A 26,712-nucleotide genomic window follows, 5' to 3' on the forward strand; every position below is an offset into this window, starting at 1 on the left:
ATGACACTGCCTTCCTTCATTGCCGCTGGTGAAGCCCTGACCGACCTGATCATTGAAGACGCCGCTACGCAGCGATGGCAGGCCAAGGTCGGCGGCTCGACCTGGAACGTGGCGCGCGCGCTGGCGGCACTTGGCCTTCCCACTGCCTTTGCCGGCGCCATCAGCAACGACGTGTTCGGCGATGCCCTGTGGCAGGCCAGCGAGGCGGCCGGCTTGGATCTGCGCTTTCTGCAGCGCCCGCCCAAATCGCCCCTGCTTGCCATCGTCCATCAGACACGGCCACCGCGCTATTTCTTCGTCGGCGACGACAGCGCCGATCTTCACTTCGATGCCACCCAGCTGCCGTCGACCTGGCAGCAGCGGGCACGCTGGGTACATTTCGGGGGCATCAGCCTGGCGCGCGAGCCGCTGGCGGCCAAGCTGCTGGCCCTGGCCGCCGAGCTCAAGAGCGCCGGCGTGCGTATCAGCTACGACCCCAATTTCCGTGCCTTGATGGACGAGCGCTATGACGAGACGCTGCGCCACATGGTGGCATTGGCCGACGTGGTCAAGGTCTCGGACGAAGACCTGCAAGGCCTGTTCCGCAGCGATGACATTGCCGGCAGCTTTGCGACGCTACGCGCCTGGAATCCTGCCGCACTCTACCTCTACACCCGTGGCGCCGAGGGTGCCTCGCTGCACGGCGCCACGGGCAGCTGGCATGCGCAAGTGCCGGCCATCGAGGTAGTGGACAGCGTTGGTGCAGGAGACGCCAGCATCGCCGCCCTGCTCTACAGCCTGAGCCAGCGCAGCGAGCTAGGCGCTTCCGAGCATCTGCGCTTCTCGATTGCTGGCGGTGCGGCGGCTTGCCTGGCTGCTGGGGCCACGCCACCGTCCCTGGCCGTCATTCAGATGCTGCTGGCGCGCATGCCGCAGGCCACACCCACCTAGTGTGCCGTCCCAGCAATTCGTCCGCCGAGCCGAACTAGCTTGGCGAGGATTGAATCGGCGGTGGCCGTCCAGGTGAACGGCTTGCAGTTCGTGTTGCATCGGCTGACGAAGCTGTCGATCTTCTTCGTCAGCTCCTTCACGCTGATGAATGACCCGCGTCGGATCGACTTGTCGGTGATGATCCCAAAGCACCGATCGACTTGATTAAGTTAACTGGAATAGGTCGGCGCAAAGTGCATGTGCCAACGCGGCCGACTGGCGAGCCAGGCCTTCATCTTCGGATGCTTGTAGCTGGCTTAGTTGTCGATGATGCAATGCACGCCCAACTCAGCCGCACGGCCTTGTCGATGGAGCGCAGGAACGTCAGAAACTCCTGATGCCGATAGCACGGCTTGCATTTGGCCAGGATGGTGCCTTGAGGACCGACCTTTTTGGCGGGCGCGCATCGCGCCACACCCACAACGAGTTTTGCCACAAGCCCGCAAGGTTCGAGACGATGGTTGAAGCGACAAGCGAACGCCGCAAGGTAAGCGATGCCGGACTCGCTGGGCTCGGCGAGCTCGCGCGATTCGAAAAGCTAAACTAGCGCCGCTGCGCCCGTGGCGAATCAGGCGATGTCCGGCAGTGCCGGCAACTTGTGGGGTTTTCTGTGGGGCTTCTGGTGGTGGGTAGCGAGAAAACTTATTTTTGACAGGTACTTAGCCTTGGACTCGACACATAGGTCCAAAACATTGAATAAGCAGGCTGATATGGAATATCCCGGCAATCTCTTCGTCGTCGCCGCGCCCAGCGGCGCCGGCAAATCCAGCCTGGTCAAGGCCTTGCTTGAGCTGGACGCCAAGCTGGCCGTCTCGATCTCGCACACCTCGCGCGCACCGCGCGGCCAGGAGCAGCATGGCCGCGAGTACTGGTTCATCACGCCCGAGGAGTTCCGCGCCAAGGTCGAGCACGGCGACTTCTTCGAGTGGGCCGAGGTGCATGGCAATCTCTACGGCACTTCGCGCGCCGCGATCGAGGCGCGCATGGCGGCCGGCGATGATGTCGTGCTGGAGATCGACTTCCAGGGTGCGCTGCAGATCAAGCAGCTGTTCCCCTATGCGGTGCTGGTCTTCATCCTGCCGCCGTCCTGGGAAGAATTGCAGCAGCGCCTGAATCGCCGCGGCGACACCGAGGCCGCCGTGATCGAGCGGCGCATGGCCAATGCGCGCATCGAGGTCGCGCAGGCACACCGCTTCGATTTCGTCGTCGTCAATGCGGTGTTTGACACCGCTGTTTTCGACCTGAAAGCGATCGTCCACGCACAAAGGTTAAAATACGCGGCTCAGCGCCGGAATCGCTCCGCCGTCTTCCGCGCTCTTGATCTTCCCTGAACCACCCGTACTGGAAACAAAATGGCCCGCATCACTGTCGAAGACTGTCTGACCAAGATCCCGAACCGCTTCCAGTTGGTGCTTGCCGCAACCTATCGCGCCCGCATGCTGAGCCAGGGCCACACGCCCAAGATCGAGAGCAAGAACAAGCCCGGCGTGACCGCGCTGCGCGAGATCGCCGCCGGCGAAGTGGGCATCGAGATGCTCCGCAAGGTGCCGGTCTAAGCCCTCGCTGCACCCGCAAAAAGGCGCCTCAGCAGTCCGTGTCAATACTCTGACGCTAAGCTGAAGGCCTGAAGACAATGCCCTGCAACGCAAGTTGCAGGGCATTGTTCTTATGGGCTACGTGCAAGGACAGAGTCGAGACCAGGGCAGCCTGTTTCCGGTGTCGCTGGACGAGTTGATCGGACCGGAGCATGTGTGCCGGGTGATCGCGGCGTTCGTGGCGCGGCTGGACCTGAAGGCGCTGGGTTTTGCTCGAGCCCACAGCAAGGCCACAGGCCGCCCGCCGTACGACCCGGCGGACCTGCTGATGTTGTACCTGTACGGCTACCTCAATCGGTTGCGCTCATCGAGGCGTCTGGAGCGGGAGTGCCAGCGCAACATCGAACTGATGTGGCTGCTGCACCGGCTCACGCCCGACCACAAGACCATTGCCGAGTTCCGTCGCTGCAACGCGCAGCCGCTACGCCGAGCCGGGGCCGAGTTCGTGCGCTTTTGCGCCGAAGCCGGTCTGATCCGCGGAGAGTGGGTGGCCGTGGACGGGACGAAGTTCCAGGCCGTGGCCAGCGGCAAGGCCATCCTGGACGAGGTCCAGCGGGCCGAACTGCAGGCCAAGCTGGAGCAGCGCATTGCGCAGTACCTGCAGGAGTTGGAGGCGGCCGACCAGCAGCAAGGCGAGGCGGAGCTGGACGCTCAGGCGCTGCGCCAGGCGCTGGCGCGGCTGCAGCTACAGCAGGCCGAGCTGGCGAAGGTGGACAGCGACAAGCAGCGCTACGTGAGCACCGAGCCCGAGGCTGTAGTGCTCAAGGGCAAGGGCCCGGGCTACAACGTACAGACCGCCGTCGACGCCGAGCATGCCCTGATCGTGGCCCACGAGGTCAACGCGCAGGCGGGTGACAACGGCTGCCTGCAGCGCATGGGCGAATCGGCGCAGCAGACCCTGGGCGGCACGGAGCTCAAGCTGGTGGCGGATGCGGGCTATGCCAATGGCGAACAGGCGCAGGCGCTGGAGGATCAAGGCGTGCGGGTGCATGTCCCCGTCAAGCGCGCGGTCAACAACCAGGGCGAGGGGGACTTGTTCGACCAAGGCCGCTTCACCTACGACGCACAGGCTGACGCCTACGTCTGCCCGGCAGACAAACTGCTGCAGCGCAAGCAGTTGCATCGGGCGGGTAAGGTCGTGATCTATGCAGCGCAGCCCGGCGATTGCGGCGCTTGCGCGATGAAGGCGCGCTGCACGCAGGCCCCACGGCGCACGCTCAGTCGCCATCTCTACGAAGAGGCATTGCAGCGCATCCACCAGCGCGCTACACCCCAGGCGATGAGGCTGCGCCGCTGCACCGTCGAACACCCGTTTGCGGCCCTGAAGTTCCACATCTTCGAGAAGCCCCGCTTCCTGATGCGAGGCCTGACGGGGGCCGGCGCGGAGATCGCGTTGGCGACACTGGCCTACAACGTCAAACGGGCACTGGCGGTGCTGGGTGGGCAGCAAATGTTGCAAAAGCTAGCTATGTGATGCCGGTGCCAGTGTTTGTTGCGGTCCGACACAAGGCTTCGGCTGTTCAGCCCACCGTCACGCAATACGCTCCAATGGACACCTCGCGCGCGCCCAAACAAAAGCGCTCCGAGAAACTCGGAGCGCTTTGCTCTTGGCGCCCTTCGCAGCCGTTTTGACACGGACTGTCAGGGCGCCTTTTCTTGTTTCTGGGTGGCCACCGCCAGCAGTTGCTCGACCACCCCGGCCGCCTCCTGCCGCGCCGCCTCACTGCCCTGCTCGGCACTCCAGCGCGCCAGCTGATTCATCGCGCCATTGAGCGCCGCCGCCAGCGCGTCGGACTGCAGCAGGCCGGTCGCCGTATGCGCCTGACGCATCTCGCGCAGCCCCTGCTGCAGCGACGCATAGCCATGGCGCGCATCCAGCGCTTCCCACTGCGCCTCGCCCAGCACCGCCGGTGCATCGATCAGCAGCACCCGGCAGCGCCCCGGCTCGCCAACGGCGGCCATCCAGGCCAGTGAGCCCAGGCGCAGGCCCTCGCTGTCGTCGGTCACATCGGCCGTTGCCGCCTCGATAGCCTGGGCCAGTTCGCCATGCATCTGCTCACAGACCGCCTGAAACAAATCCTTCTTATCGCGGAAGTGGTGATAGAGCGCGCCGCGCGTCAGCCCGGTGGCGGCCAGCAGGGTCTCGGTCGAGGTCGCGGCATAGCCCTGGGTCTGGAACAGCGCGCGCGCCTGCGCAATCAGGCGCGCGCGCGAGTCGGCCGCCTGCTGGGCCTTTTTGCCCAAGGGGGCAGCCGGCGCGGTCGGCTCCGGGGGCGGAGCGGAGGTGGTGTTTTTCTTTGGCATCACCGTTGACATACAGACTGTCTGTATTTTAAAGTCAATTCACATACAGACAGTATGCATTTGAAAACAGGTGAAAGTCATGCAGATTCTGGATCACTACCCCCTCGTCACGACCAGCCAGCCGCAGGCCTGCGCCGAGTTCTATCAGCGCTACTTCGGCTTCGAGACGGTGTTTTCGTCGAGCTGGTTTGTGATGGTGCAGCGCCCCGCTGAAACGGGCCACGCCATCACGCTGGCCTTCATGAGCGCCGACCATCCGTCGATGCCGCCCGGGCCGGAGCTGTTCAGCGGTCGGGGCCTGCTGTTGACGCTGCAGGTGGCCGATGCGATGGCGGCCCAGGCCGAGTTGCACGCGGCCGGCATCACGATCAGCTACGAGGCACGGCGCGAACCCTGGGGCCAGATCCGTTTCCAATGCCTGGACCCGGCCGGCCTGGCGCTGGACATCTGCGAGCAGGTCGAGCCTGCCGCCGATTTCTGGGACCCGTACATGCAATGAGACGCCGGCTGAAGCCCATATCCGGCCCTGCTGACCGAGAGCCCGGCGGCCTTGCGTTAAATTCGGGGCATGGGTTTCAGATCATTTGCCGTCGCTCGCCTGCCCGCCGCCCTCACCGGCTTGTCAGGCCTACGCCCCGCCCCCGAGCCGACCGAGGCCGAGGCGGCGTCGTTCGACGCGCTGGTGCATCGCCTCGCCTACTTGCCGAAATCGGACATCAAGCGCATCCGCGAGGCCTATAAGTTCGCCGACGAGGCCCATCTGGGCCAGTTCCGGGCCAGCGGCGAGCCCTACATCACCCATCCGATCGCGGTGGCTGGCATCTGCGCCGAATGGCGGCTCGATGCCCAGGCCATCATGGCCGCGCTGATGCACGACGCGATGGAGGATTGCGGCATCACCAAGACCGAGCTGATCGAGCGCTTTGAGGCCCCGACCGCCGAGCTGGTCGATGGCCTCACCAAGCTGGACAAGCTGCAGTTCTCGACCAAGGAAGAGTCGCAGGCCGAGAGCTTTCGCAAGATGCTGCTGGCGATGGCGCGCGATGTGCGGGTGATCCTGATCAAGCTGGCCGATCGTCTGCACAATATGCGCACGATGCAGGCGATGGCGCCCGACAAGCGCCGCCGCATCGCCCGCGAGACGCTGGACATCTATGCCCCGATCGCCCATCGCCTGGGTCTGAACCAGATCTACCGCGAGCTGCAGGAGCTGTCCTTCAGCTTCATCAACCCCTGGCGCCATGCCGCGCTGTCCAAGGCCATCGGCAAGGCGCGCGGCAATCGACGCGATCTGGTCTCGCGCATCGAGCGCGATGTCGTCAAGTCCTTCGCCGAGGCCGGCATCAAGGTCGAGATCCAGGGCCGCGAGAAAACCCTGTTCTCGATCTACAAGAAGATGAAGGACAAACACCTGAGCTTTGCCCAGGTCAGCGACATCTTCGGCTTTCGCATCGTCGTCGACGAGCTGCCGACCTGTTACCTCAGCCTGGGCGTGCTGCATCAGCTCTACAAGCCCCAGCCCGGCCGCTTCAAGGACTACATCGCGATCCCGAAGCCCAATGGCTACCAGTCGCTGCACACCACGCTGGTGAGCCCGCTGGGTACGCCGGTGGAGTTTCAGGTGCGCACCGAGGCCATGCATCTGGTCGCCGAAAAGGGCGTGGCCGCGCACTGGATGTACAAGAGCCGCAGCGATGCCCAGGCCGCCCAGCAACTGGGCGCGCACTGGCTGCAGTCGCTGATCGACATCCAGGACGAGACGCGCGACGCCAACGAGTTTCTCGAACACGTCAAGATCGACCTGTTCCCCGACGCCGTCTACGTCTTCACGCCCAAGTCCAAGATCATGGCCCTGCCCAAGGGCGCGACGCCGGTGGACTTCGCCTACGCGATCCACTCCGATGTCGGCGACCACTGCGTGGCCGCCCAGATCAACGGCGAGCCGGTGCCGCTGCGCACCGAGCTGCGCAGCGGCGATGTGATCGAGATCGTCACCGCCGCCGGTGCTCGCCCCAACCCGGCCTGGCTCAGCTTTGTGCGCACCGGCCGGGCGCGCTCGAAGATCCGCCATTTCCTGAAGAATCTGGAGCAGGACGAGTCCCGCGAGCTGGGCGAGAAGATGCTGGCCCAGGCTCTGCGTGCCGAGGGCCTGGCCCTGCCCAGCCTGGACGACGAGGACAACGAGGCCGCCCAGCTCTGGCAGCAACTGGCCCGCTGGGCCGGCAACCGCCATGTCGACGAGCTGCTGGTCGAGGTCGGCCTGGGCCGCAAGATCGCCACCATCGTGGCCAAGAAGCTGGCCCGAATGCTGGCCGAACAGGGCCAGCGCCCCGATGCGGTGATGCTGTCGATGGGCCGCTTTGCCAACGATGATGCGCCGGCCCAGGGTCAGGTCACGCTGGACGGCAGCGAAGGCGCCTCGGTGCGCCTGGCCCCCTGCTGCCGCCCGATCCCGGGTGACGAGATCAAGGGCTATCTGGGCCGTGGCGAGGGCCTGATGGTGCACACGGCCGAATGCCAGGTCGGTCGCCGCCTGTTCCAGCGCGATGCCGAACACTGGATCGCGGTCAACTGGGCCGACGAGCTGACCCGCTCCTTCGAGGCCGGTGTGGCCGTGCTGCTGAACAATGGCAAGGGCGTGCTGGCCCAGGTGGCCCAGGCCGTCAGCAGCGCCGAGGCCGACATCACCCACATCTCGATGAGCGACGAGTCGCAGGCACGCGAAACCGCCGAGATGAGCTTGCTGCTGAGCGTGCGTGACCGGCTGCATCTGGCCGATGTGCTGCGCACCCTGAAGCGCTCGCCCTCGGTGCTGCGGGCCTGGCGAATCAAGCCCTGATCAGCTTGTTGGCGCGGGGTAGCTGACCTCCAGCACCTCCAGCCGCTCGACACCGCCGGGCGTCATCAGCTGGACCTCGTCACCCTCGCGGGCCTTCAAGAGAGCGCGCGCGATCGGCGAGATCCACGACACCTCGCCGGCCAGGCTGTCGCTCTCGTCGATGCCCTTGATCGTGATCGTGCGCTCCTCGCCTTTGGCATTGGCATAGGTCACGGTGGCGCCGAAGAAGATCTGGTCGCTGCCATGGTGGGCGCTGGGATCGGCCACCTCGGCAATGTCCAGGCGCTTGGTCAGAAAGCGCAGGCGCCGGTCGATCTCGCGCAGGCGCTTCTTGCCGTAGAGGTAGTCGCCGTTCTCGGAGCGGTCGCCATTCTTGGCCGCCCAGGAGACGATCTCGACGATCTTGGGCCGCTCCACGTCCAGCAACGCCATGAATTCGGCGCGCAGCCGCGCATAGCCGGCCGGCGTCATGTAGTTGCGCGTGCCCTGCGGCAGCGACGGCAGGGCCAACTCCTCGTCGTCCTCGTCCTGCGTGCTTTCCTTGGTGAATGCCTTGCTCATGGCGTGTATTGTGTCGCCAGTGCAAAAGAACATCAGGAGACAGGATGATGAGCCAGGGGCCACTGAGCGGCTTGCGTGTGATCGAGTTCGCCGGCATCGGCCCCGGCCCCTTCGCCGGCATGCTGCTGGCCGATATGGGCGCCGAGCTGATCGTGATCGAGCGGCCGGTGGCGCTGCGCACCCTGGGCGCCGGCGAGGCGATGAACCGCGGCAAGCGTTCGATCTGTCTCGACCTGAAAAATCCGCTGGGGCTGCAGGCGGTGCAGGCCCTGGTCAACAGCGCCGATGCGCTGATCGAGGGCTATCGGCCCGGCGTGATGGAGCGCCTGGGCCTGGGCCCGGCGACTTTCGAGCACAGCAACCCGCGCCTGGTCTACGGCCGTGTCACCGGCTGGGGCCAGACCGGTCCGCTGGCCCAGTCCGCCGGGCATGACATCAACTATGTGGCGCTGACCGGTGCGCTGTCGGTCGCGACGCGAGCCGGCGTGCCACCCAGCCTGCCCGCCACGCTGCTCGGCGATATGGCCGGCGGGGCGATGTTCCTGGCCTTCGGCCTGCTCTGTGCGCTGCTGGAGGCCAGGGCCTCGGGGCGCGGCCAGGTGGTCGATGCCGCGATGGTCGATGGCGTCGGCACCTTGACCGCGCTGATTCATTCGCTGCGCGGCAGCGGCCTGTGGAGCGAGCGGCCGGCCGAGAATTTCTTCCTGCACAGCTCGCCCTTCTACGACAGCTTCGAATGCGCCGATGGGCAATACCTGACCCTGGGCGCCATCGAGCCGCCGTTCTATCGCGAGCTGCTGCAACGCCTGGAGTTGGCCGATGTCGACCCCGCGCAGCAGTACGACATACGCCAATGGCCGACACTGCGCGAGCGTGTTGCCGAGCGCATCAGGAGCAAGACAAGGGACCAATGGGCGACGCTGCTGGAAGGCAGCGATGCCTGCGCGGCACCGGTGCTGAGCCTGGCCGAGGCCGCCGAGCATCCGCACAACCGGGCTCGCGGCAACTTTGCCGAGATCAACGGGCAGCTGCAACCGGCCGCATCGCCGCGCTTCTCGCGCACGCCGGGCCGCGCGCCGCAGGCCGGCCCCACACCCGGCGCGCATACGCGCGAGCTGCTGCTGGAACTGGGGCTGACGCCCGAACAGATCGAGTTGCTGACACGCTAGCTGGCGAGCTCGGACGTGTCGGTACGCGAATCGATATCGATCGATGTCGATCTATGCCCTTCTTGATCGTCGTACCGATGCAAGCACCTCGACTTCATCGCGGACAGGATTTCCGATTTCGGAGATCTCCGGTCACACCACTGAAGCAGGCCTCATTCGTCACCATGGTTGAAGGAAACCTCCTCATGCGCCTTTCTTTGAAGACCCCTGCCGGCCTTGTCTGGCTGCTCGTCTGCATCGTCTGCATTGCCGCAGCGGCATTCGCGCCTATCCACGCCCAAGCGACGCCGGCCACGCACGCCAGCAAGCGCCAGATCGCCAACAGCGGTCACCTCGCGGTCAACGGTCTCAACTACTACTACGAAATACACGGCAAGGGCGAGCCCCTGCTGCTCTTGCACGGCGGCCTGGGTTCGATCGAGATGTTCGGGCCGGTGCTGCCGATGCTGGCCAAGTCGCGGCGCGTCATCGCGGTGGACTTGCACGGCCACGGCCGTACCGCCCTGGGCGAACGAAAGATCGACCTGCCCGATATGGGCAACGACATGGCAGGCCTGATCAGCGCGCTGGGGCACAAGCAGGTGGATGTGCTCGGCTATTCACTTGGCGCCGGCGTGGCCTTGCGGCTCGGAGCCCAGCACCCGGCGATGGTGCGCCGCCTCGTCCTGGTGTCGGGCGGCTATGCGCAGGACGGCTTCTATCCCGAGATGCTGCCTATGCAGGCACAGGTGGGTGCCGCGATGGCCGAGGCGATGAAGGGAACGCCGATGTACCAGTCCTATGCCAAGCTTGCGCCGCGGCCCGAGGACTTTCCGAAACTGCTCGACCAGATGGGCGAGTGGATGCGCAAGCCTTACGACTGGTCCGATGATGTGAAGAAGCTGGCCATGCCGGTGATGCTGGTCTACGGCGACAGCGATATGTTCCGCCCCGAGCACATCGTTCGCTTCTACCAGCTGCTCGGTGGCGGGCTCAAGGACGCCGGCTGGGGGCGCGAGCATATGTCACGCAACCGGCTGGCGATTCTGCCGGACCTGACGCATTACGAGATCTTCTTCGCGCCGGAGATGGCCCGCACCGTGCTGCCCTTCCTCGACGGCAAGAGCGGATCGAAGTCGTGGTCGCAGCAGGTCCAGACAGCCCGCTGAGCCTGCACAAGCGATAGCCGCCTCCCGGCGGCTGTATTCCCAGCAAAGAAAAACGGCCTAGAGGTTTGAGCCTCTAGGCCGTCGATTTGCTTCTTGTTTTTTTGGTGCGGCTGGCAGGATTCGAACCCACGACCCCTTGGTTCGTAGCCAAGTACTCTATCCAACTGAGCTACAGCCGCACGACGTTCTTTCTTCTTCTGACTCGACCCTGCCCGTCGTGGGATGGCAGGATCCGATGTTTTTTGGTGCGGCTGGCAGGATTCGAACCCACGACCCCTTGGTTCGTAGCCAAGTACTCTATCCAACTGAGCTACAGCCGCCCCAAGCCCGCTACTATAGCACGGTATTTATAGCGCGGGCAAATGTTTGCCACTTGGCTGTCATCTTTCTCATTGAGCGGTGGCGGCCGCTTCGAAGCAGCGGGCGCGGCGCTCCATATCGCCGTCGTGGGTCGCCAGCGCCGCCAGGGTCAGCCAGCTGCGACGGCGTGCGGCCACCGGCAGGCTGCGGTCTTCGGCGGCCTGCTCCAGCATCAAACGGGCCTTGCCCCAGAGCTGGCGCTCGGCCAGCGCATGGCCCAGCGCATAGGCCAGATGCCTGTCGCGCGGGAAGCGCTGCACTGCCGACTCCAGCCGCTGCAACCACTCCGGACCCAGGCCCGGCACCGCCAGCACCAGGGCCTCGGACAGCACGACGCGCTCGTCATTGCCCAGCTCGTCAAGCTGCTCCCAGAACGGCCGCAGCCAACCTCGTCCATCCTCCGGTGCGCCAAGCCCGGCCGCGCATTGGGCGGCACGTGCGGCAACAAAGACATCGCGGCGATCGGTGCCGTCGAGCTGCAGCCAGACCTGACGCAGCTGATCGACGTCTCGTGCGGCCTCCAGCGCCTCGAAGGCCAGCGAGCGCAGCAGCCCCTGGGCGGCGACCTTCGAAAAGCCCTGATGCTTGGCCAGCAGCCGGGCGGTGCGCAGCGCCTCCAGTGGCTGCTTGGCCAGACGCGAGGCCTGCAGCTTCAGCCGCAGGGCCTGGGTGCGGCGTGCCACACCGGGGCCCAGCTCGGCCAGCAGATCCAGCGCCCGGCTCGCATCGCGATCATCAAGCGCCCATTCGGCCGCCAGCAGCCGCGCGCCCTCTTCCGAGGCCTTGGCCTGCGGCACGCGCTGGGCCAGATCCAGCGCCTGCTGCAGCTGCTCGTCGCGGCGACGCCGGTCCTGCAGCCGGTGCGCGCTGTGCGCGGCCAGCAGATGGCTCAGGGCCATGAAAGCGCCGTCCTGAGGCAGCTCGGCCGTTTGCGCCTGTATCGTCAGCGCGCGTTGCGCCGCCTTCTGGGCACGGCCATAGCGGCCACCGAAGAACTCGGACAGCGCCTCGCGCAGCGCCAGCTGCGCGGTACGCTCGCGCTGCGCCAGCCGCCACTCGCGGGCGCGCTGGGGCAGGCTGGTCAAGGCATTCAGCGTATGGATCAAAGTGACCAGCGCGAAGCAGCTGCCCACCAGCACCAGCAGGAACAGGTTCAGCGAGACATCGAGCCGCCAGCCATTCCAGTAGAAGCTCACCAGGCCATCATTGCTGCCCAAGGTCAGCGCGGCCACCACCGCCACCGCGAACAGCAGCACCAACCAGATCATCGTGCGCATAGGAAAGCGTCGCCTTTCGCGTCAACGGCCACCGGCGGCCAGCAGGGCCGCCAGCGTGTCGTCGGGACGCGGCACATTGACCTGGCGCGCCTGGCCGGCCACCTGGCGCAGCAGCTCGGAGGCGGACGCCACCTTGCGCGAGCGAGCGTCGAAATAGCGGTCCAGCAGCGACTGGGTGTCGCGCAGATCGGCCTGGGCGGTGTCGAACTGCCGGCTCAGCAGCGCCAGACGCGCGTTCAACAGGCGCAGCTTCAGGTTCTCGCGCAGGAAAAAGGCTTGTTCAGGGGCCAGCAACATGGCCTCGGGGTGATCGATACGGGTCACCCGGAGCAAGGACTTGGCCTCCAGCCAGACATGGCTGGCCAGATCGCGCCAGCGCTCTTCGGCGACGCCCATCCATTGCGCGAGCAGGCCATCGCCGGCCGGTGCCGAGGCAGCTGCCGAAGCTGTCCTGGCGGGCTTGGCTGCCGCCCGTTCGACCCGAGCCTGGCGAACCGCCATCGCTTCGCTGGTCTTGTCCGCGGCCGACAGCATCGGCAGCTCATCAAGCAGGCGCACCACCTCGTCCAGCTTGATCGCCAAGGTCGAGACATCGACCACGCTGACCGCCTTGACGCGATCCAGATCACGCGCCACCGCGCGGCGCACGCCTTCCAGGCGCGGCTGCTTGTGACGGGCCAGGCGCTCATCGGCCTGGCGCAGGGCCGCCACCAGCGGCTCGGCGCTGCCGGTGATGCCGGCCTGCTGCAAGGCGACGCGCAAGGCCGACTCGATATCGACGATGACGTTCTCGTCGCGCGAGCGCGACATCGACTGGATCAGCTCCTCCAGCTGGCCGCGCTGCAGCGCCACCTCGGCCAGCCGCGCCTCCAGCAATGCCACCTTGGCAGCGGTATCGCGGGTCAGGTCTTGCGACTGGCGTGCCAGCGTGCGGGCCTCGCTGGCCTCGCCCTGGCTCAGGCCCTGGCGCCGGACCAGCTCCTGCTCCAGCTCCTTGAGCCGCGTCTGGCCCTGCCAGGCCAGGCCCAGCGCGGCCACCGACAGCACGGTCAGGCCGGCCGCCAGCGCCGGCACCCAGGGGGGCGCCTTGGCGCCGGCCACGGCTGCGGGCGCGGCCACGGGGATGGGGGGCGGCGCCACAGGGGCGGCCGCCTCGGGCATCGAGGAGGGGGAGGAAGTGTTGTCGCTCACGGTCAAAACGATTGTAGGGGGCGCTCTTGCAGGGCCAGCACAGCCTGGGCCACCGCCGCCGCATCGGGTCGCGCCAAAACCACATGGGCCAGGCCCAGACGACGCGCGCGCTCGGCGATGCGCTGGTGGGTGGCGATGGCACTGGCCCGCGACCAGTCGGTGCCGGCGCCGGCCAGGGTTTGCAGATGGTCAAGCGCCTCGGCGCTGCTGAACAACCAGACATGCTGCCCGGGCGCGGCCAGCGCCGCCTCCAGCGTTGCCTGCTCGGGCGTATCAAGCCTGGGACAGCGGCGCCGGTAGACGCTGTACTCGCTCACCTGGGCACCGCGTTCGCGCAGGCGCTGGGCCAGCCAGTCGCGTCCGCCATCGCCACGCAGTATCAGGGCCAAACGCCCCTGCCAGTCCTGCGCGGCCAGCAGCGGCCACAGATGTTCGGAGTCCAGGCTGGCGGCATCGGCCGGCGGCTGGACGATATTTGCCTCGGGCACGCCGGCCTCACGCAGGGCCTGGGCACTGCCGGGCCCCACGGTGGCCGCCAGCGCGCCCTCGGGCCAGGCCTGGCCGGCCGGCCGGGCCGCGAAGAAATGCGTCACCGCATTTGGGCTGACGAACATCGCCAGCCGCGCCTGCGGCAGCTCGCGCCAGGCCTGGGCGGCGGGTTCGCGGTCGGCGGCGGCGGCAATCTCGATCAGCGGCAGCGTCCGCACCGTCACACCAAGGGCGGCCAGGCGCGCTTGCCAGGCGCCGGCCTGCTCGCGCGGCCGGGTCAGCAGCAGCGTCAGCGGCTGGGCCACTCAGGGCGCCGGCAGGTAGTCGCGCGCACCGCGCTCGCGCAGCAGCTGGGCGGCCTGCTCGCCGAGTTGGCGGGCTTCGGCCTCGGTTTGTGGCGAGCCCGTCAGCTCGACCTTCAGCAGCGGCAGCTGATGCTGCTCGGCATGGCCCAGCGCGGCGGCCAGCGTCAGCCTATCGCCCTGCCATTGCGCATGGGCCGCCAGCGGCATGCTGCAGCTGCCGCCCAGCGCCCGCGACACCGCCCGCTCGGCCTGTGTGGCCAGCCAGGTCGGCAGGTGCGAGAGCGCATGCAGCCGGTCCTTGAGCGCCGCGGCGTCGGCGCGCACCTCCAGGCCCAGCGCGCCCTGGCCGGCGCAGGGGATCATCTGCTCGACGCTGAAGACGCTGCGGATGCGCGCGGCCAGGCCCAGGCGCTTCAGCCCGGCCGCCGCCAGCACGATGGCGTCGAAGCCGCCTTCGTCGAGCTTGCGCAGCCGGGTGTCCAGATTGCCGCGCAGCGGCTCGATGCGCAGATCGGGGCGCTGCGCCTTCAGCTGCACGACCCGGCGCAGGCTGGAGGTGCCGACCACGCCGCCCTGCGGCAGCTCGGCCAGGCTGTCGTAGCGGTTCGAGACCCAGGCGTCGCGCGGATCCTCGCGTTCCATGATGGCCACCAGATCGAAGCCCGCCGGCAGGTCCATCGGCACATCCTTCAGCGAATGCACGGCCAGATGGGCTCGGCCCTCTTCGAGCGCGGTCTCCAGTTCCTTGACGAAGAGGCCCTTGCCGCCGATCTTGGACAGCGCGCGGTCCAGGATCTGGTCGCCCTTGGTCGTCATGCCCAGCAGTTCGACGGCCAGGCCCAGATCCTGCTCCAGCCGCGCCTTGACATGCTCGGCCTGCCACAGGGCGAGGCGGCTTTCCCGGGTCGCGATGATCACCGGCTTGACTGTGTTTGATGCGCTCATGGCCGGCATGCTAGCGCAGCAGGAAATCGATGAAGAAACTGTTAAAGTCAGATTGAAGTAACTCGGTTACATCATCCCACCCGCTTTTTCGCATCAACCCACGACGAGCCCTGCCATGCCCGCAAGACCCGCCTCCCGCCCCGCGAAGACCCTTAAGCCCTCCCCCGCCGCCGACAAGAACAAACCGCTGATGGAGGACATCCGGCTGCTGGGTCGCATCCTCGGCGAGGTGATACGGGAACAGGAGGGCCGCGAGGCCTATGAGCTGGTCGAGCGGGTGCGCAAGCTCTCGGTGGCCTTCCGCCTGAAGCGCGACACCCAGGCCGGCAAGAGCTTCGACAAGCTGCTGAAAAGCCTGTCGGGCGATCAGACCGTCAGCGTGATCCGCGCCTTCAGCTATTTCTCGCACCTGGCCAATATCGCCGAAGACCGCCACCATGTGCGCCGCCGCGAGATCCACGACCGCGCCGGCAGCCTGGCCGAAGGCTCGCTGGCCTTTGCGCTGGAGCGCCTGCACCAGGCCGGCGTGCGGCCCAGCGAGATCGCCAAGACCTTGCAGCACGGCTTCATCTCGCCGGTGCTGACCGCTCACCCCACCGAGGTGCAGCGCAAGAGCATTCTGGATGCCGAGCGCGCGGTGGCCGAGCTGGTCGGCGCCCGCGACGGCCTGCACACCGAGCGCGAAAAGCGCGACAACGAAGTCTTGATACGCGCCCGCGTGACCCAGCTCTGGCAGACCCGCATGCTGCGCTACTCCAAGCTGACGGTGGCCGACGAGATCGAGAACGCGCTGTCCTACTACCACTCGACCTTTCTGCGCCAGATCCCCAAGCTTTATGCCGAGCTGGAAGAGGCCCTGCCCGGCCACCAGTTCAACAGCTTTCTGCGCATGGGTCACTGGATAGGCGGCGACCGCGACGGCAACCCCAATGTCACCGCCACCACCTTGCGCCACGCCTTGAAGCGCCAAAGCGAGGTGGCGCTGCGCCACTACCTGACCGAGATCCACGAGCTCGGCGCCGAGCTGTCGATCTCGGCGATGCTGGCCACCATAAGCCCGCAGATGCAGGCCCTGGCCGAGCGCAGCCCGGACCGCAACGAGCATCGTCTGGACGAGCCCTACCGCCGCGCGCTGACCGGCATGTATGCGCGCACCGCCGCCACCTTGCACGAGCTGACCGGCACCGAGGCGCTGCGCCATGCGGTCGCGCCGCAGGACCCCTACCGCTCGCCCGATGAGCTGCTGGCCGATCTGCGCGTGATCGAGCACTCGCTGCGCAGCCACCATGCCGAGGCCCTGATCGCGCCGCGCCTGCAGCCGCTGATACGCGCGGTCCAGGTCTTCGGCTTCCATCTGGCCACGCTGGATCTGCGCCAGAGCTCGGACCAGCATGAGGCGGTGATCGCCGAGCTGCTGGCCACCGCCCGCATCGCGCCCGACTACAGTGCACTCGACGAGGCCCAGCGCCGTACGCTGCTGCTGCAGTTGCTCGGCGACGCCCGGCCGCTGCGCGTGATCGGCGCGGCCTACAGCGACAAGACCGTTGGCGAGCTGGCCATCTTTGAGGCCGCTCGTGAGGCCTTGCAGCGCTATGGCCGCGAGTCGCTGCGCCACTACATCATCTCGCACACCGAGTCGGTCAGCGACCTGCTGGAGGTGCTGCTGCTCTTGAAGGAAGTCGGCCTGGTGCGCGGCACGCTGGATGGCGAAGCGGTCAGCGACCTGATCGTCTCGCCGCTGTTCGAGACCATCGGCGATCTGCGCGAGGCGCCCGGCATCATGGCCGAGTTCTACGCGCTGCCAGGCATCGCAGCGCTGATCCAGCGCAGCGGCGCCGAGCAGGACATCATGCTGGGCTACTCCGACTCCAACAAGGACGGCGGCATGTTCACCAGCTCCTGGGAGCTGTACCGCGCCGAGATCGCGCTGGTCGAGCTGTTCGACGAGCTGCGCAAGAAGAACCCGCTGACCCTGCGCCTGTTCCACGGCCGCGGCGGCACCGTCGGCCGCGGCGGCGGCCCCAGCTACCAGGCCATCCTGGCCCAGCCCCCGGGCACGGTCAACGGCCAGATCCGGCTGACCGAGCAGGGCGAGGTGATCGCCTCCAAATACGCTAACCCCGAGATCGGGCGGCGCAATCTGGAGACCCTGGTCGCCGCCACGCTGGAAGCCACGCTGCTGCACCCGACCAAGAGCGCGCCCAAGAGCTTTCTGGACGCCGCCCAGGCCCTGTCCGACGCCAGCTTCAAGGCCTATCGCGGCCTGGTCTACGACACGCCGGGCTTTGCCGAGTACTTCTTCGCGGCCACGCCGATCCGCGAGATCGCCGAGCTGAACATCGGCTCGCGCCCGGCCTCGCGCAAGGCCACCCGCGCGATCGAAGACCTGCGCGCCATCCCCTGGGGCTTCAGCTGGGGCCAGTCGCGCGTCGCGCTGCCGGGCTGGTGCGGCTTCGGCTCCGGTGTACTGGCCTTCCTCGGCGATGGGGAAGCGCGCACACAAAACCTGACCCTGCTGCGCCGCATGGTCAAGCAGTGGCCCTTCTTCCGCACCCTCTTGTCCAATCTGGACATGGTGCTGGCCAAGACCGATCTGGACATCGCCGCGCGCTATCTGGAGCTGGTCGAGGACCGGCGCCTGGGCAAGAAGATCTTCGCGGCCATCCAGGCCGAGTTCGCCCGCACCCAGGAGGCCCTGACCCTGATCACCGGCGAGAAGCAGCGCCTGGCCGCCAATCCGGCGCTGGCCCGCTCGATCGAGCACCGCTTCCCCTATATCGACCCGCTGAACCATCTGCAGGTCGAGCTGATGCGGCGCTACCGCGCGGTCGCGCCCGACAAGCGCGCCGAGGACCCGACGATGGAACGGGTGCAGCGCGGCATCCATCTGTCGATCAACGGCATTGCGGCGGGGCTGCGCAACACCGGTTGAGGCCTCGTATAGTGGGTCGATCGAGAGACTTGGGGAGTTCGCGTTGACGCGTCATCTGTTGATCATCGACCCGCAGAACGATTTCTGCGACATCCATGGCGCCAGCCTGCCGGTGGCCGGCGCCGATGCCGATCTGCACCGCATCGCCGCGCTGATACGCGCCGAGTCGGCCGGCCTGGACGCCATCACCGTCACGCTGGACACGCATCGCCGGCTCGACATCGCCCATCCCGGCTTCTGGTTCAAGGCCGATGGCGCGGCGGTGCCGCCCTTCACCCAGATCACCGCGGCCCAGCTGCGCGCCGGCGAATTCAGGCCGCGCGATGCCTCGGCCCTGCCCCGCGCCCAGGCTTATCTGGACGCGCTGGAGGCGCGCGGCCGCTACACCTTGATGGTCTGGCCCGTGCATTGCGAGCTGGGCAGCTGGGGCCACAACATCCATGCCGAAGTCCAGGCCGCCGTCGTGGCCTGGCAGCTGCAGCGCCAGCGCCATGTCCAGTTCGTGCTCAAAGGCATGAACCCCTGGACCGAGCACTACAGCGCGCTGCAGGCCGAGGTGCCCGACCCGACCGATCCCGGCACCCAGCTCAACCAGAGCCTGGTCGAGCGACTGGATGCCTGCGATGAGCTGTGGATCGCCGGCGAGGCCAGCAGCCACTGCGTCAAGGCCACGGTGGAGGATCTGGTGGCTCATCTGCCCAGCGCCAATGTGGGCAAGCTGGTGCTGATCGAGGACGGCATGAGCCCGGTGGGCGGCTTCGAGGCCCAGGCGGCCGATTTCCTCGCGCGGATGCGCGCGCAAGGCCTGCGCATCGCCCGCAGCAGCGAGCTGAGCACATGAGCGGCGAGCGCAGGCCCGTCATCTCCAGCCTGCTGGAGACCGATCTCTACAAGTTCACGATGTGGCAGGCCATGCTGCATAGGCACCCGCAGACCCAGGCCGAGTACAGCTTTGTCTGCCGCAACGCGCCGGCCTACCCGCTGGCCGAGCTGCTGGACGATGTCAATCGCGAGCTCGATCATCTGTGCGCGCTGAGCTTCGCGGCCGACGAGCTGGCCTATCTGGGCGGGCTGCGCTTCATCAAGTCCGACTTCGTCGACTTCCTGCGCATCTTCCGCTTCCAGCGCGACTTCATCCGGGCCCGCGCCGACGGCCCGCATCTGGAAATCATCGCGCGCGGCCCGCAGGTCCATGTGATGGGCTTCGAGATCTATGTGCTGGCCATCGTCAACGAGCTCTACTTCCGCCGCTTTGACCGCACCGAGGCGCTGCGGACCGGCCGCGAGCGGCTGCAGGCCAAGCTGGCCCAGCTGCGCGACTTTGCCGCCGAGCCGGCGCGCGGCCACCCTTTCGAGTTCTTCGACTTCGGCCTGCGCCGGCGCTTCTCGGGCGACTGGCATCGCGAGGTGATCGCGACGCTGGCCGCCGAGCTGCCGCAGTATTTCAAGGGCACCTCGAACGTGCTGCTGGCCCGTGATCTGGGCCTGGTGCCGATAGGCACGATGGCACACGACACCCGCGAATTAATAGGCATGGACACATAACCGCGAATAGTTGATACCATGGACATGAACTGACCATGTATGGAGACATGCGGTGCTGAAGCAGAGGGCTGTTCCAGATTTTGATCGGGTGCTTTGCACACTGGTGGGGCAAGCTCCCGGTGGGCAGCACGGCTGTCCACCGAGAGCGCGTCAGTCTCGGGGAGCCGGTGGTCAACTGGCTGAAACCGCCGCTCGCGGCGGCCGTCCACAGGCCGAGGAACGAGTGCCTGTGCCCCTTGGGGCGCGCGAAGCGCGGGCGGGCCAGTTGTCCACGGGCGGGCGCGCGAAAGCACGACCGCTGATGAAGACCATCAGCGTCATGGATGGCACGGTCAGGGCACGCGTGGTCCAGTTTGGGGAAGCGCGGATCGAACTCCCGGATGCCCTCGCCGAGGAGGCAACCCATGCCGAATGACCGCCCCATCATTTCGAGTCTCCTTGAGACCGACCTGTACAAGTTCACGATGTGGCAGGCGCTCTTCAACAGCGCCTACAACGACAACGATGCCGAGTACCGCTTTGTGTGTCGTCGACCGCCCGCCATGCCGCTCGCGGCGCTCAAGGCGGCCGTCCAGCACCAAGTCGATCACTTGTGCTCTCTGACCTTCCGCGCGGAAGAACTCGACTATCTGCGCTCGCTGCGCTACATGAAGAGCAGCTTCGTCGACTTCCTTTCCATTTTCCGCTTGCAACGTCGCTTCATCAGCATTGAATCGAATGGCGAAGCGCTGGAGATCGTGGCGCGTGGGCCTCAGGTTCACGTGATGTTCTTTGAGATCTTCGTGCTGGCAACTGTTGGCGAACTGCATGCCCGGAGCTGGCCGCAAGACGCAGCGTTGGCGGAGGGCCGTCGTCGCCTTGCCAACAAGATTCAACGGCTGCAGGCGTTTCAAGCTGAAGCGGAGGCCGAGCAAGAGGGATTTCCGTTCGCATTCTTCGACTTCGGGCTGCGTCGGCGCTTCAGCGGTGCCTGGCACGATGAGGTGGTCACCACGCTGAAAACCCAGTTGCCCCAGTTTTTCAAGGGCACCAGCAACGTTCACCTGGCCATGAAGCATGGGCTCACAGCGATGGGGACCGTCGCGCACGAGTACATGCAAACCTTTCAGGCCGTGCATGACGTGCCGCTGCGGAACTCGCAAAGAGCGGCGCTTGAAGCATGGGTGCAAACCTATCGTGGTGATCTCGGCATTGCGCTGACCGACGTGGTGGGCATGGATGCCTTCCTGCGCGACTTTGATCTCTATTTCGCGAAGCTGTTTGACGGTTTAAGGCACGACTCGGGCGATCCGGTCGAATGGGGTGAGAAGGCACTCGCGCACTATGCGAGGCTTCGCATTGACGGACGGACAAAACGGCTCGTGTTTTCGGACGGCCTGGACATTGAGAAGTCGATTGCGCTGTGGCGCCAGTTTGCTCGACGCGCGCAGACCGGTTTCGGCATCGGCACCAACCTCACCCACGATTTCGGACCGCAGTTCCCGGCGCTTGAGATCGTGATGAAGCTGGTGCGCTGCAACGGACGGCCCGTCGCGAAGCTTTCAGATTCGCCAGGCAAGACAATTTGCGACGACGAGACGTTTCTCGCTTACCTCCGCAGTGTGTTCGACGTACATAGCTGAGTTGAGGGCCTCTTGGCGAATATCGAATTCATCGAATACACGCCGATGCGTGAGGTCGTGGAAGACGGCGAGATTCGCTGGGTCCCAGACAAACTCGGTCGGAAGATCCACAAGCTCCCCCAGATATTCTGGGACAACGGCGAACCTTGGTCGGAAGCCAATCATTGGGCGCTTACCAAGGCATTGAGCACGGTCGGCGGAGACATCGGCACCGTCCGAACCGTGATGAAGCACCTTGCCGCGTACGCCTCCTGGCTGTACCCAGACCACGATTGGCGGCATTTCCCCATGCGCAAGCAGGATCGTCCCATCGTGCAGTTCCGAGGGGAACTCATTGCGCAGCGGACAAAAGGAACTTTGGCGCCGTCCACCGCGAGTGCCCGCATGGCAGCGGTCATCCAGTTTTACCGGCACGCCCAGGTCTATGGATTCGTGGACAGGAACTCGCCGATGTGGACAGACCGCGGAGTGGTGGTTCGGTACTTCGACACGGCCGGCTTCGAGCGAAGCTTGTCGCGCCTATCGTCAGACCTTTCCATTCCCAACAAGAGCAGTGACGGGTTCCGTCTTGAGGATGGCCTGACGCCTCTCCGGAACGAGGACGCCGCGCGCCTGTTGGAGTTCACCAAGGACCACGGCCCCAAGGAACTGCACCTCATGCTTGCTCTCGGTGTTCTCTCGGGACCACGCATCGGCACCATCACGACCCTCAAAGTGAGAGACATTGAGAACGCTTACCCCGACATCCAGGCGCCCGACACCTACCTGCTGCGCGTCGGCCCGGGGACAGGCGTGAAAACCAAGGGCGACGTGTCCGGGAACTTGATGGTGCCGAAGTTCCTCATCGATGCACTCAAGGCCTATGCCTCATCGGTGCATAGGCTGACCCGGCAAGCACGGGCGAGCGAATCGAATCGCGAGAGGCTGTTTCTGACCACCAGGGGTAGCCCCTATGAACAGGGCACGCTTAGACGCCTGATGACCGACCTTCGACGCGACGCCGTGGATGCCGGACTGCAGTTCATGCAGCGATTCAAGTTCCATCAGACCCGCGCGACCTTCGGCACATGGCTGATGGGCATGGCGCTGCGGGTCACGAACACGAAGGCGGCCGTGGCATTCGTCAGGGACGCGATGCTGCACAAGAACGAGAGGACCACCTTTCTCTATGTCCGCTTCCACGAAGACGGGCATGTGAAGGTGGAGATGGCAAACCAGTACACCAATGTCTTCTCAGGTGCCGTGAACCGCGACTGGAAGCAGTACGGTGCGTAGCGAAGTGCCGCACCCGCCCCTGACGTTTCCCACCATTGCCGTTGGCAAGGATGAGACGCCACCCGACCTCGCCCGCTTGCTCTATGAGGGCGGAGCTTCCGTGCCCGTCGATCAAGCGGACCAGAAGATTCGCCAAGGTACGTTGGGCGAAATTCTTTCAGAGCGCGTCGAACTGGTCCGCCGAGCGCACAGCTTCATCGAAGGCATGCTGACTGGTGGCGGCAGCCAAGTCACGGCTCGCCAGCAAATCAAGAGTCTCGTCCACTTCTTTGCCCAGTCGGAGAAGCAGAACTTGGCCCTGAGCCTCCCTGAGGTGCAAGCAAGCTATCTCAACTGGTCTGAACACTTATTGCATCGCGTCAAGGTAGTCAAGAATCTGAAGCAGATCTCTGCCTACAACTACGCGCGACTCACAGGCCAGATCCTGGACGGGGCACTTGACCGGCGCACACCCCTCATTGAACTCACGAGGCTCAAGCGACCCACCGATCGAAAGACACCCCAGGGTGCCAAGGCGGACAAGCAGGTCCTCCATGAGACCTTTTCCTTCGGCCGCCTGCTTCAGGACATCTGCGATGGCCTCTCGCTGAAGTCAATCTGGGGACCGCGGCCCGTCAGCATCTCGCTGCACGCTGGTGGGGAAATCGAGGTCTGCAAAACCGGCGGCAATTCAACCCGCCCCGAGGAAGAACGCCAGCCCTCCAACGTCCGGGTCTCTGCCGCAGCTGCCCTCGCCTATCAAAATGACCGATCGCTTGACCATGCTGAACGTAGGAACCTGGTCAACCTGCGCATCCAGGCCGAGTTGCTCATGTTCATCGGCCAGACGGGGATGAACTTGGCGCAGGCTCAGGAACTCCCGTTGCACAGGTTCAACTATTCAAGCGACATCGACGGCTACAAGGTCAGAGAGTACAAGCCGCGGCGCCAGGGCGAGGTCCTGTTCGAAATCTACAGCGAATACCGCAGTCACTTCGAGCGATACCTGGAATGGCGAAAGACGCTCTTCCCAGAGTCAGAGCAGCGCTTGTTCCCGTTGATCAGACGCGACGGCGTTCGCAAGAGCCGTCGACCTGCCTTTGCCTCGGTCCAGGCTGCGTGCAAGAAAGCGGGGGTTACCTGGGTTCCTCCGAGCACACTGCGTGGGACGCGGGTGAACTGGCTCCTTCGGCGAAGCGGGGACCCGGACATGACGGCCGACATGGCTCAGCATTTCAAGCAGACGCTGATTCGGGTCTATGAGAAGCCCTCGCTGCAAGTCGCGGTGAGCGAGATCACCCGTTTCCATCTGCGCCACGATCCTGTACTCGCTGGTCAGGACTCGATGCTCTCCGTTGCGCCCGGCGAATGTGACGGCATTCCGGTGGCATCTCCTGCGAAGCCAGCATCTGCCCCGAAGCCCGATTGCAGGCAGCCGTCTGGATGCCTCTGGTGCGAACATCACAGGGACATCGATTCACTCGACTATGTTTGGTCGCTGGCCTGCTTTCGGCATCTGAAAGTTCTTGAGTTGAGCGGGCACCGCCCGCCGACCCGCGAGCGCGATGCGACACACCCTGCCGACGATGCAATAGCAAGGATGAGCGAGAAGCTGGCCTGGTTTCGCGATTCGAACGCCACGCGCCGCGAATGGGTCGAAGAAGCGCTCACGCGTGTTGAAGAGGGCGACTACCACGAGCAGTGGTCTTACCTGATCGAGGCCGTGGAGGGCTCAGTCGCATGAGCGCGAATCTGCAAGAGTTCACCATCGGGATCGAGAGCGGCCTCGTCACGCCGACCTCGCGCAACTACCGGCCGCCTTCTTGGCCACCACCGCGTGATTGGCCCACGGTCATCGACAAGGACGGCGTGGTCGTGTCTCGGTGGGGAGACCCACGATGGGACCTCGCGCCTTGGGCCGGAAAGCCTGGTGGGCTCAACTTCGGCGATGGCGTCGCAGGTCGCGCCGAGCGTCTCGATGCTGAGAATGCCGACCTGATGCGGATGGTGGCGACTTGGCTCATCTGGGGACCGAGAGCCGCCGGTTCGGTCTGGACCGTGCTTGAGAGCTTCTCGAATGTCCGCCAGATTGTTGCCCTGTGCAGCCGGAACGGAATCAGCGCGGCCAGGCTGATGCGTTTTCCAAACGTCTTGGAGCAAGTGCCGGAGGAGATCGCGTCGAGCAAGTATGAGAAGACGATCAGCCTCCTTCACCGCCTCTATGACGCCCGGGATACGCTGGGATTCACGCTGGTGGACGAAGCCGGCCTGAGGCGGCTGGCTGCGGCGGCACACGACCACGACGTGGTTCAGACCCCATATATCCCCCCTCGGATCTGGCTTTACCAAGTGCAGCGCCTGGACGAATGCGTCAAGGACTTTCTCGCGCACAGAGACAAGGTCGAGCGCTGCTTCCGGTTCTGTCTGGAAGCCTACGAATCCAACTTCGGTTCGCTGGAGGATGCATTGCGCCCGGGCAAGGATGCGAGCAAAGCCCCCTTCAATGCAGCCTCGGAACGCCGCACCGACTGCACCTACCACGGCAAGTTCTCTGACGTCGCGGCGCACTTCGGGATCGCCGGGCTGCTGGGAAAGTGGATCGCGTGGGATGAGGATGGGCTTCAGGTCAGGGTTCTGTCGGCATACCTGTCGGTCGTGACCTATGCCGCACTGGCCTACATCGCCAATTTCACCTTACAACGCAAGGAAGAGGTCGCGTCGCTCAGAGCCAGTTGCCTTCTCTGGGAGGTGGACGAGAAGTTGGGGCGGGTGCCCATCATCTGTGGCGAAACGACCAAGACGGACCCGGATTCGGATGCCAGGTGGGTCGCCAGTCCCAGCGTGGAAAGTGCAGTTCAAGCGGTATCGGCCATTGCCAGGCTGAGGATGCTCTGTGATCGAGCAAACCCCTTGATTCGACCGTCGTCAGCCGATCACGACGACCCATACTTATGGAGTTCAGCGACTGAGCCCTGGGGCCTGGCACTAGGGTTGGCACAGTCCTACGAAATTCGGCAACCGCTACTGGATCTTGCCAAGGGCATGGCGCGCTACCCGCTGCTGTTCGACACGGAGCAAATGAGGATCTCGGGCCAAGACTTGGCAATCGCCCGCAGGCTCACGCCCAATCTGCCGGAAGACGAGTTCTCCATCGGGAAGATCTGGCCGCTGGCCTGGCATCAGTATCGGCGCACTGGCGCGGTGAACATGTTCGCCTCAGGTGATATCTCGGACAGCACGATGCAACAGTTGATGAAGCATTCCTCTCGTTTGATGCCTCTCTACTATGGCCGCAATCACACGCAGCTGCACCTCAACGATGAGGTTCGGTCGTCGGTGATGATGGCCATGTACGAAGCCCAGGCAGAGATGGTCAAGCTCGCAGCCGGTGACGACAGATTCGTATCGCCTCACTCACAGGAGCGAAAGGACGCACTCCTTGTGCGCGTCATGAGCGTGAAGGACATGAAGAGCCTGGTCTCGCTGGCGAAGACGGGGAAAGTCAGCTTTCGCGAACACAGGCTGGGCGCTTGCATGAAAGCAGGCGCGTGCGAGTACGGTGGCATCGAGTCGATTGCCCGCTGCGCAGGGGGCGACGGCGAGAAGCCCTGCAGAGAGGTGCTGTACGACCGCGAGAAGAAACCTCAGGTGCTTGCAGACATGCGCCGATTCACCGAAGAGATCAACCGATTGCCGCCGGATTCGCCGCGATACAAGGCCCTCGTTGCCGAGCGGAGCAGCATGGAGAACTACCTGAATGCCATCTGATCCCTCAGAACCGCAAAGCGCGGAATCGCGCTTCCGCCAAGCGTTCGAACGCTTGAAGAGCGGCAGACCGAAGGTGCTTCCGACGGGGACGCCGGTCTCGCAGAACAATGTTGCCCAAGAGGCAGGCCGGGATTCAACAGCACTCAAGAAGCGAAGGTTCCCCAAACTTGTTGCAGAGATTCAGGACTACCTCCGCGAGCAGGAAGAAGGTGAGGCCTCAGCCACCGCAGACAAGGTAGATCAGAAACGTGCAAAGAGGACGGCGGAGGAGCGGATGGAAGACGCAATTCGGCAACGCGATCAAGCTCAGTCGATACTTGCCAGCGCCAACGTGCGCATTGTCGAGTTGACCGAACAAGTCCGATCGCTGCAGAGGCAGCTCGACGAGATTCAGCCCCCGCCGACGCGCCTCGGCCGGCGTTGAGCCTAGGGACTCCGG

21 protein-coding genes, 2 tRNA genes and 2 pseudogenes are annotated in these 26,712 nt (G+C 65.3%); 16 read left to right on the forward strand and 9 right to left on the reverse strand.

Annotated features, from left to right (window positions below):
- Window positions 1–930, forward strand: a complete 930-nt coding sequence (locus tag O5M90_RS06290; protein ID WP_269840407.1) for a carbohydrate kinase family protein — start codon at window positions 1–3, stop codon at window positions 928–930.
- Here O5M90_RS06290 and O5M90_RS06295 read toward each other — a convergent pair.
- Window positions 927–1,345: pseudogene (locus O5M90_RS06295) on the reverse strand (transposase); the annotation flags it as partial. The gene O5M90_RS06290 and the pseudogene O5M90_RS06295 overlap by 4 nt on opposite strands.
- Window positions 1,346–1,679: 334 nt before the next feature.
- Here O5M90_RS06295 and gmk point away from each other — a divergent pair.
- The 3 genes from gmk to O5M90_RS06310 all read left to right on the forward strand — a co-directional run bounded on the left by gmk (window position 1,680) and on the right by O5M90_RS06310 (window position 4,038).
- Window positions 1,680–2,300, forward strand: coding sequence for a guanylate kinase (gene gmk, locus O5M90_RS06300; protein WP_137941943.1), 621 nt, complete (start codon window positions 1,680–1,682; stop codon window positions 2,298–2,300).
- Between the two features lie 21 nt (window positions 2,301–2,321).
- Window positions 2,322–2,525: a DNA-directed RNA polymerase subunit omega gene (gene rpoZ / locus O5M90_RS06305; protein WP_124452325.1), complete on the forward strand. Its 204-nt coding sequence runs from the start codon at window positions 2,322–2,324 to the stop codon at window positions 2,523–2,525.
- Window positions 2,526–2,637: 112 nt separating this feature from the next.
- A complete protein-coding gene (locus O5M90_RS06310) occupies window positions 2,638–4,038 on the forward strand; it encodes an IS1182 family transposase (RefSeq protein WP_262968893.1) in 1,401 nt (466 codons plus the stop codon).
- A 167-nt stretch (window positions 4,039–4,205) separates the two neighbouring features.
- On the opposite strand, the gene O5M90_RS06315 is transcribed toward O5M90_RS06310, so the two are convergent.
- Window positions 4,206–4,808 carry a TetR/AcrR family transcriptional regulator gene (locus O5M90_RS06315; RefSeq protein WP_269840408.1) on the reverse strand — a complete coding sequence of 201 codons (603 nt, stop codon included), beginning with the start codon at window positions 4,806–4,808 and terminating at the stop codon, window positions 4,206–4,208.
- A gap of 139 nt (window positions 4,809–4,947) precedes the next feature.
- On the opposite strand from O5M90_RS06315, the gene O5M90_RS06320 reads away from it, so the two are divergent.
- Together O5M90_RS06320 and O5M90_RS06325 are read left to right on the forward strand one after the other, a co-directional pair.
- Entirely contained in the window at window positions 4,948–5,367 is a 420-nt protein-coding gene (locus O5M90_RS06320) for a VOC family protein (RefSeq protein ID WP_269840409.1), read from the forward strand.
- A 69-nt stretch (window positions 5,368–5,436) separates the two neighbouring features.
- The gene (locus tag O5M90_RS06325) at window positions 5,437–7,707 is read left to right on the forward strand and encodes a RelA/SpoT family protein (protein WP_269840410.1); all 2,271 of its coding nucleotides are present in this window, start codon (window positions 5,437–5,439) and stop codon (window positions 7,705–7,707) included.
- On the opposite strand, the gene greB is transcribed toward O5M90_RS06325, so the two are convergent.
- Window positions 7,708–8,268, reverse strand: a complete 561-nt coding sequence (gene greB / locus O5M90_RS06330) for a transcription elongation factor GreB (RefSeq protein ID WP_269840411.1) — start codon at window positions 8,266–8,268, stop codon at window positions 7,708–7,710.
- 47 nt (window positions 8,269–8,315) lie between these two features.
- Between greB and O5M90_RS06335 the strand changes: the two genes are divergently transcribed.
- Entirely contained in the window at window positions 8,316–9,437 is a 1,122-nt protein-coding gene (locus O5M90_RS06335; RefSeq protein WP_269840412.1) for a CaiB/BaiF CoA transferase family protein, read from the forward strand.
- A gap of 185 nt (window positions 9,438–9,622) precedes the next feature.
- Window positions 9,623–10,585 carry an alpha/beta fold hydrolase gene (locus tag O5M90_RS06340; protein WP_269840413.1) on the forward strand — a complete coding sequence of 321 codons (963 nt, stop codon included), beginning with the start codon at window positions 9,623–9,625 and terminating at the stop codon, window positions 10,583–10,585.
- A gap of 102 nt (window positions 10,586–10,687) precedes the next feature.
- On the opposite strand, the gene O5M90_RS06345 is transcribed toward O5M90_RS06340, so the two are convergent.
- From O5M90_RS06345 to hemC, 6 genes are all read right to left on the reverse strand, one after another.
- A tRNA-Arg gene (locus O5M90_RS06345) sits at window positions 10,688–10,764 on the reverse strand.
- Window positions 10,765–10,828: 64 nt separating this feature from the next.
- Window positions 10,829–10,905 (reverse strand) — tRNA-Arg (locus tag O5M90_RS06350).
- A 69-nt stretch (window positions 10,906–10,974) separates the two neighbouring features.
- A complete protein-coding gene (locus tag O5M90_RS06355) occupies window positions 10,975–12,222 on the reverse strand; it encodes a heme biosynthesis HemY N-terminal domain-containing protein (protein WP_137944418.1) in 1,248 nt (415 codons plus the stop codon).
- 21 nt (window positions 12,223–12,243) lie between these two features.
- Window positions 12,244–13,413 (reverse strand): uroporphyrinogen-III C-methyltransferase, encoded by a 1,170-nt coding sequence (locus tag O5M90_RS06360; protein WP_440401884.1) that lies wholly within the window; start codon window positions 13,411–13,413, stop codon window positions 12,244–12,246.
- 2 nt (window positions 13,414–13,415) lie between these two features.
- Entirely contained in the window at window positions 13,416–14,207 is a 792-nt protein-coding gene (locus O5M90_RS06365; protein WP_269840414.1) for a uroporphyrinogen-III synthase, read from the reverse strand.
- Window positions 14,208–15,152, reverse strand: coding sequence for a hydroxymethylbilane synthase (hemC, locus tag O5M90_RS06370; RefSeq protein ID WP_269840415.1), 945 nt, complete (start codon window positions 15,150–15,152; stop codon window positions 14,208–14,210). It abuts the gene before it with no gap.
- A gap of 115 nt (window positions 15,153–15,267) precedes the next feature.
- On the opposite strand from hemC, the gene ppc reads away from it, so the two are divergent.
- The 8 genes and pseudogenes from ppc to O5M90_RS06410 all read left to right on the forward strand — a co-directional run bounded on the left by ppc (window position 15,268) and on the right by O5M90_RS06410 (window position 26,697).
- A complete protein-coding gene (gene ppc, locus O5M90_RS06375) occupies window positions 15,268–18,084 on the forward strand; it encodes a phosphoenolpyruvate carboxylase (RefSeq protein WP_262970403.1) in 2,817 nt (938 codons plus the stop codon).
- A gap of 43 nt (window positions 18,085–18,127) precedes the next feature.
- Complete coding sequence (locus O5M90_RS06380; RefSeq protein ID WP_269840416.1) at window positions 18,128–18,925, forward strand: isochorismatase family protein; 798 nt, start codon at window positions 18,128–18,130, stop codon at window positions 18,923–18,925.
- Window positions 18,922–19,599, forward strand: a pseudogene (locus O5M90_RS06385) (nicotinate phosphoribosyltransferase); the annotation flags it as partial. The gene O5M90_RS06380 and the pseudogene O5M90_RS06385, both read left to right, overlap by 4 nt.
- A 434-nt stretch (window positions 19,600–20,033) precedes the next feature.
- Window positions 20,034–21,251, forward strand: coding sequence for a nicotinate phosphoribosyltransferase (pncB, locus tag O5M90_RS06390; RefSeq protein ID WP_269840417.1), 1,218 nt, complete (start codon window positions 20,034–20,036; stop codon window positions 21,249–21,251).
- Between the two features lie 12 nt (window positions 21,252–21,263).
- Window positions 21,264–22,526 (forward strand): tyrosine-type recombinase/integrase, encoded by a 1,263-nt coding sequence (locus O5M90_RS06395; protein ID WP_137944424.1) that lies wholly within the window; start codon window positions 21,264–21,266, stop codon window positions 22,524–22,526.
- Window positions 22,519–24,249: a site-specific integrase gene (locus O5M90_RS06400; RefSeq protein WP_137944425.1), complete on the forward strand. Its 1,731-nt coding sequence runs from the start codon at window positions 22,519–22,521 to the stop codon at window positions 24,247–24,249. The genes O5M90_RS06395 and O5M90_RS06400 overlap by 8 nt, the downstream gene beginning before the upstream one ends.
- Window positions 24,246–26,273 carry a hypothetical protein gene (locus tag O5M90_RS06405; RefSeq protein WP_137944426.1) on the forward strand — a complete coding sequence of 676 codons (2,028 nt, stop codon included), beginning with the start codon at window positions 24,246–24,248 and terminating at the stop codon, window positions 26,271–26,273. The genes O5M90_RS06400 and O5M90_RS06405 overlap by 4 nt, the downstream gene beginning before the upstream one ends.
- Window positions 26,263–26,697 carry a hypothetical protein gene (locus tag O5M90_RS06410; RefSeq protein ID WP_137944427.1) on the forward strand — a complete coding sequence of 145 codons (435 nt, stop codon included), beginning with the start codon at window positions 26,263–26,265 and terminating at the stop codon, window positions 26,695–26,697. The genes O5M90_RS06405 and O5M90_RS06410 overlap by 11 nt, the downstream gene beginning before the upstream one ends.
- Window positions 26,698–26,712 lie beyond the last annotated feature (15 nt).

The sequence above is a fragment of the Paucibacter sp. M5-1 genome (genome assembly GCF_027498415.2).
Classification (GTDB): Bacteria; Pseudomonadota; Gammaproteobacteria; order Burkholderiales; family Burkholderiaceae_C; genus Roseateles_E.

What these genes read in the sequence shown, in the direction of transcription:
- O5M90_RS06310 (WP_262968893.1), top strand. Translation starts at nt 2,638, where the DNA reads ATGGGCTACGTGCAAGGACAGAGTCGAGACCAGGGCAGCCTGTTTCCG.
- O5M90_RS06320 (WP_269840409.1), top strand. Translation starts at nt 4,948, where the DNA reads ATGCAGATTCTGGATCACTACCCCCTCGTCACGACCAGCCAGCCGCAG.
- O5M90_RS06405 (WP_137944426.1), top strand. Translation starts at nt 24,246, where the DNA reads ATGAGCGCGAATCTGCAAGAGTTCACCATCGGGATCGAGAGCGGCCTC.
- O5M90_RS06290 (WP_269840407.1), top strand. Translation starts at nt 1, where the DNA reads ATGACACTGCCTTCCTTCATTGCCGCTGGTGAAGCCCTGACCGACCTG.
- O5M90_RS06325 (WP_269840410.1), top strand. Translation starts at nt 5,437, where the DNA reads ATGGGTTTCAGATCATTTGCCGTCGCTCGCCTGCCCGCCGCCCTCACC.
- greB (WP_269840411.1), bottom strand. Translation starts at nt 8,268, where the DNA reads ATGAGCAAGGCATTCACCAAGGAAAGCACGCAGGACGAGGACGACGAG.
- O5M90_RS06355 (WP_137944418.1), bottom strand. Translation starts at nt 12,222, where the DNA reads ATGCGCACGATGATCTGGTTGGTGCTGCTGTTCGCGGTGGCGGTGGTG.
- gmk (WP_137941943.1), top strand. Translation starts at nt 1,680, where the DNA reads ATGGAATATCCCGGCAATCTCTTCGTCGTCGCCGCGCCCAGCGGCGCC.
- hemC (WP_269840415.1), bottom strand. Translation starts at nt 15,152, where the DNA reads ATGAGCGCATCAAACACAGTCAAGCCGGTGATCATCGCGACCCGGGAA.
- pncB (WP_269840417.1), top strand. Translation starts at nt 20,034, where the DNA reads ATGCCGAATGACCGCCCCATCATTTCGAGTCTCCTTGAGACCGACCTG.
- O5M90_RS06410 (WP_137944427.1), top strand. Translation starts at nt 26,263, where the DNA reads ATGCCATCTGATCCCTCAGAACCGCAAAGCGCGGAATCGCGCTTCCGC.
- O5M90_RS06335 (WP_269840412.1), top strand. Translation starts at nt 8,316, where the DNA reads ATGAGCCAGGGGCCACTGAGCGGCTTGCGTGTGATCGAGTTCGCCGGC.
- O5M90_RS06340 (WP_269840413.1), top strand. Translation starts at nt 9,623, where the DNA reads ATGCGCCTTTCTTTGAAGACCCCTGCCGGCCTTGTCTGGCTGCTCGTC.
- rpoZ (WP_124452325.1), top strand. Translation starts at nt 2,322, where the DNA reads ATGGCCCGCATCACTGTCGAAGACTGTCTGACCAAGATCCCGAACCGC.
- ppc (WP_262970403.1), top strand. Translation starts at nt 15,268, where the DNA reads ATGCCCGCAAGACCCGCCTCCCGCCCCGCGAAGACCCTTAAGCCCTCC.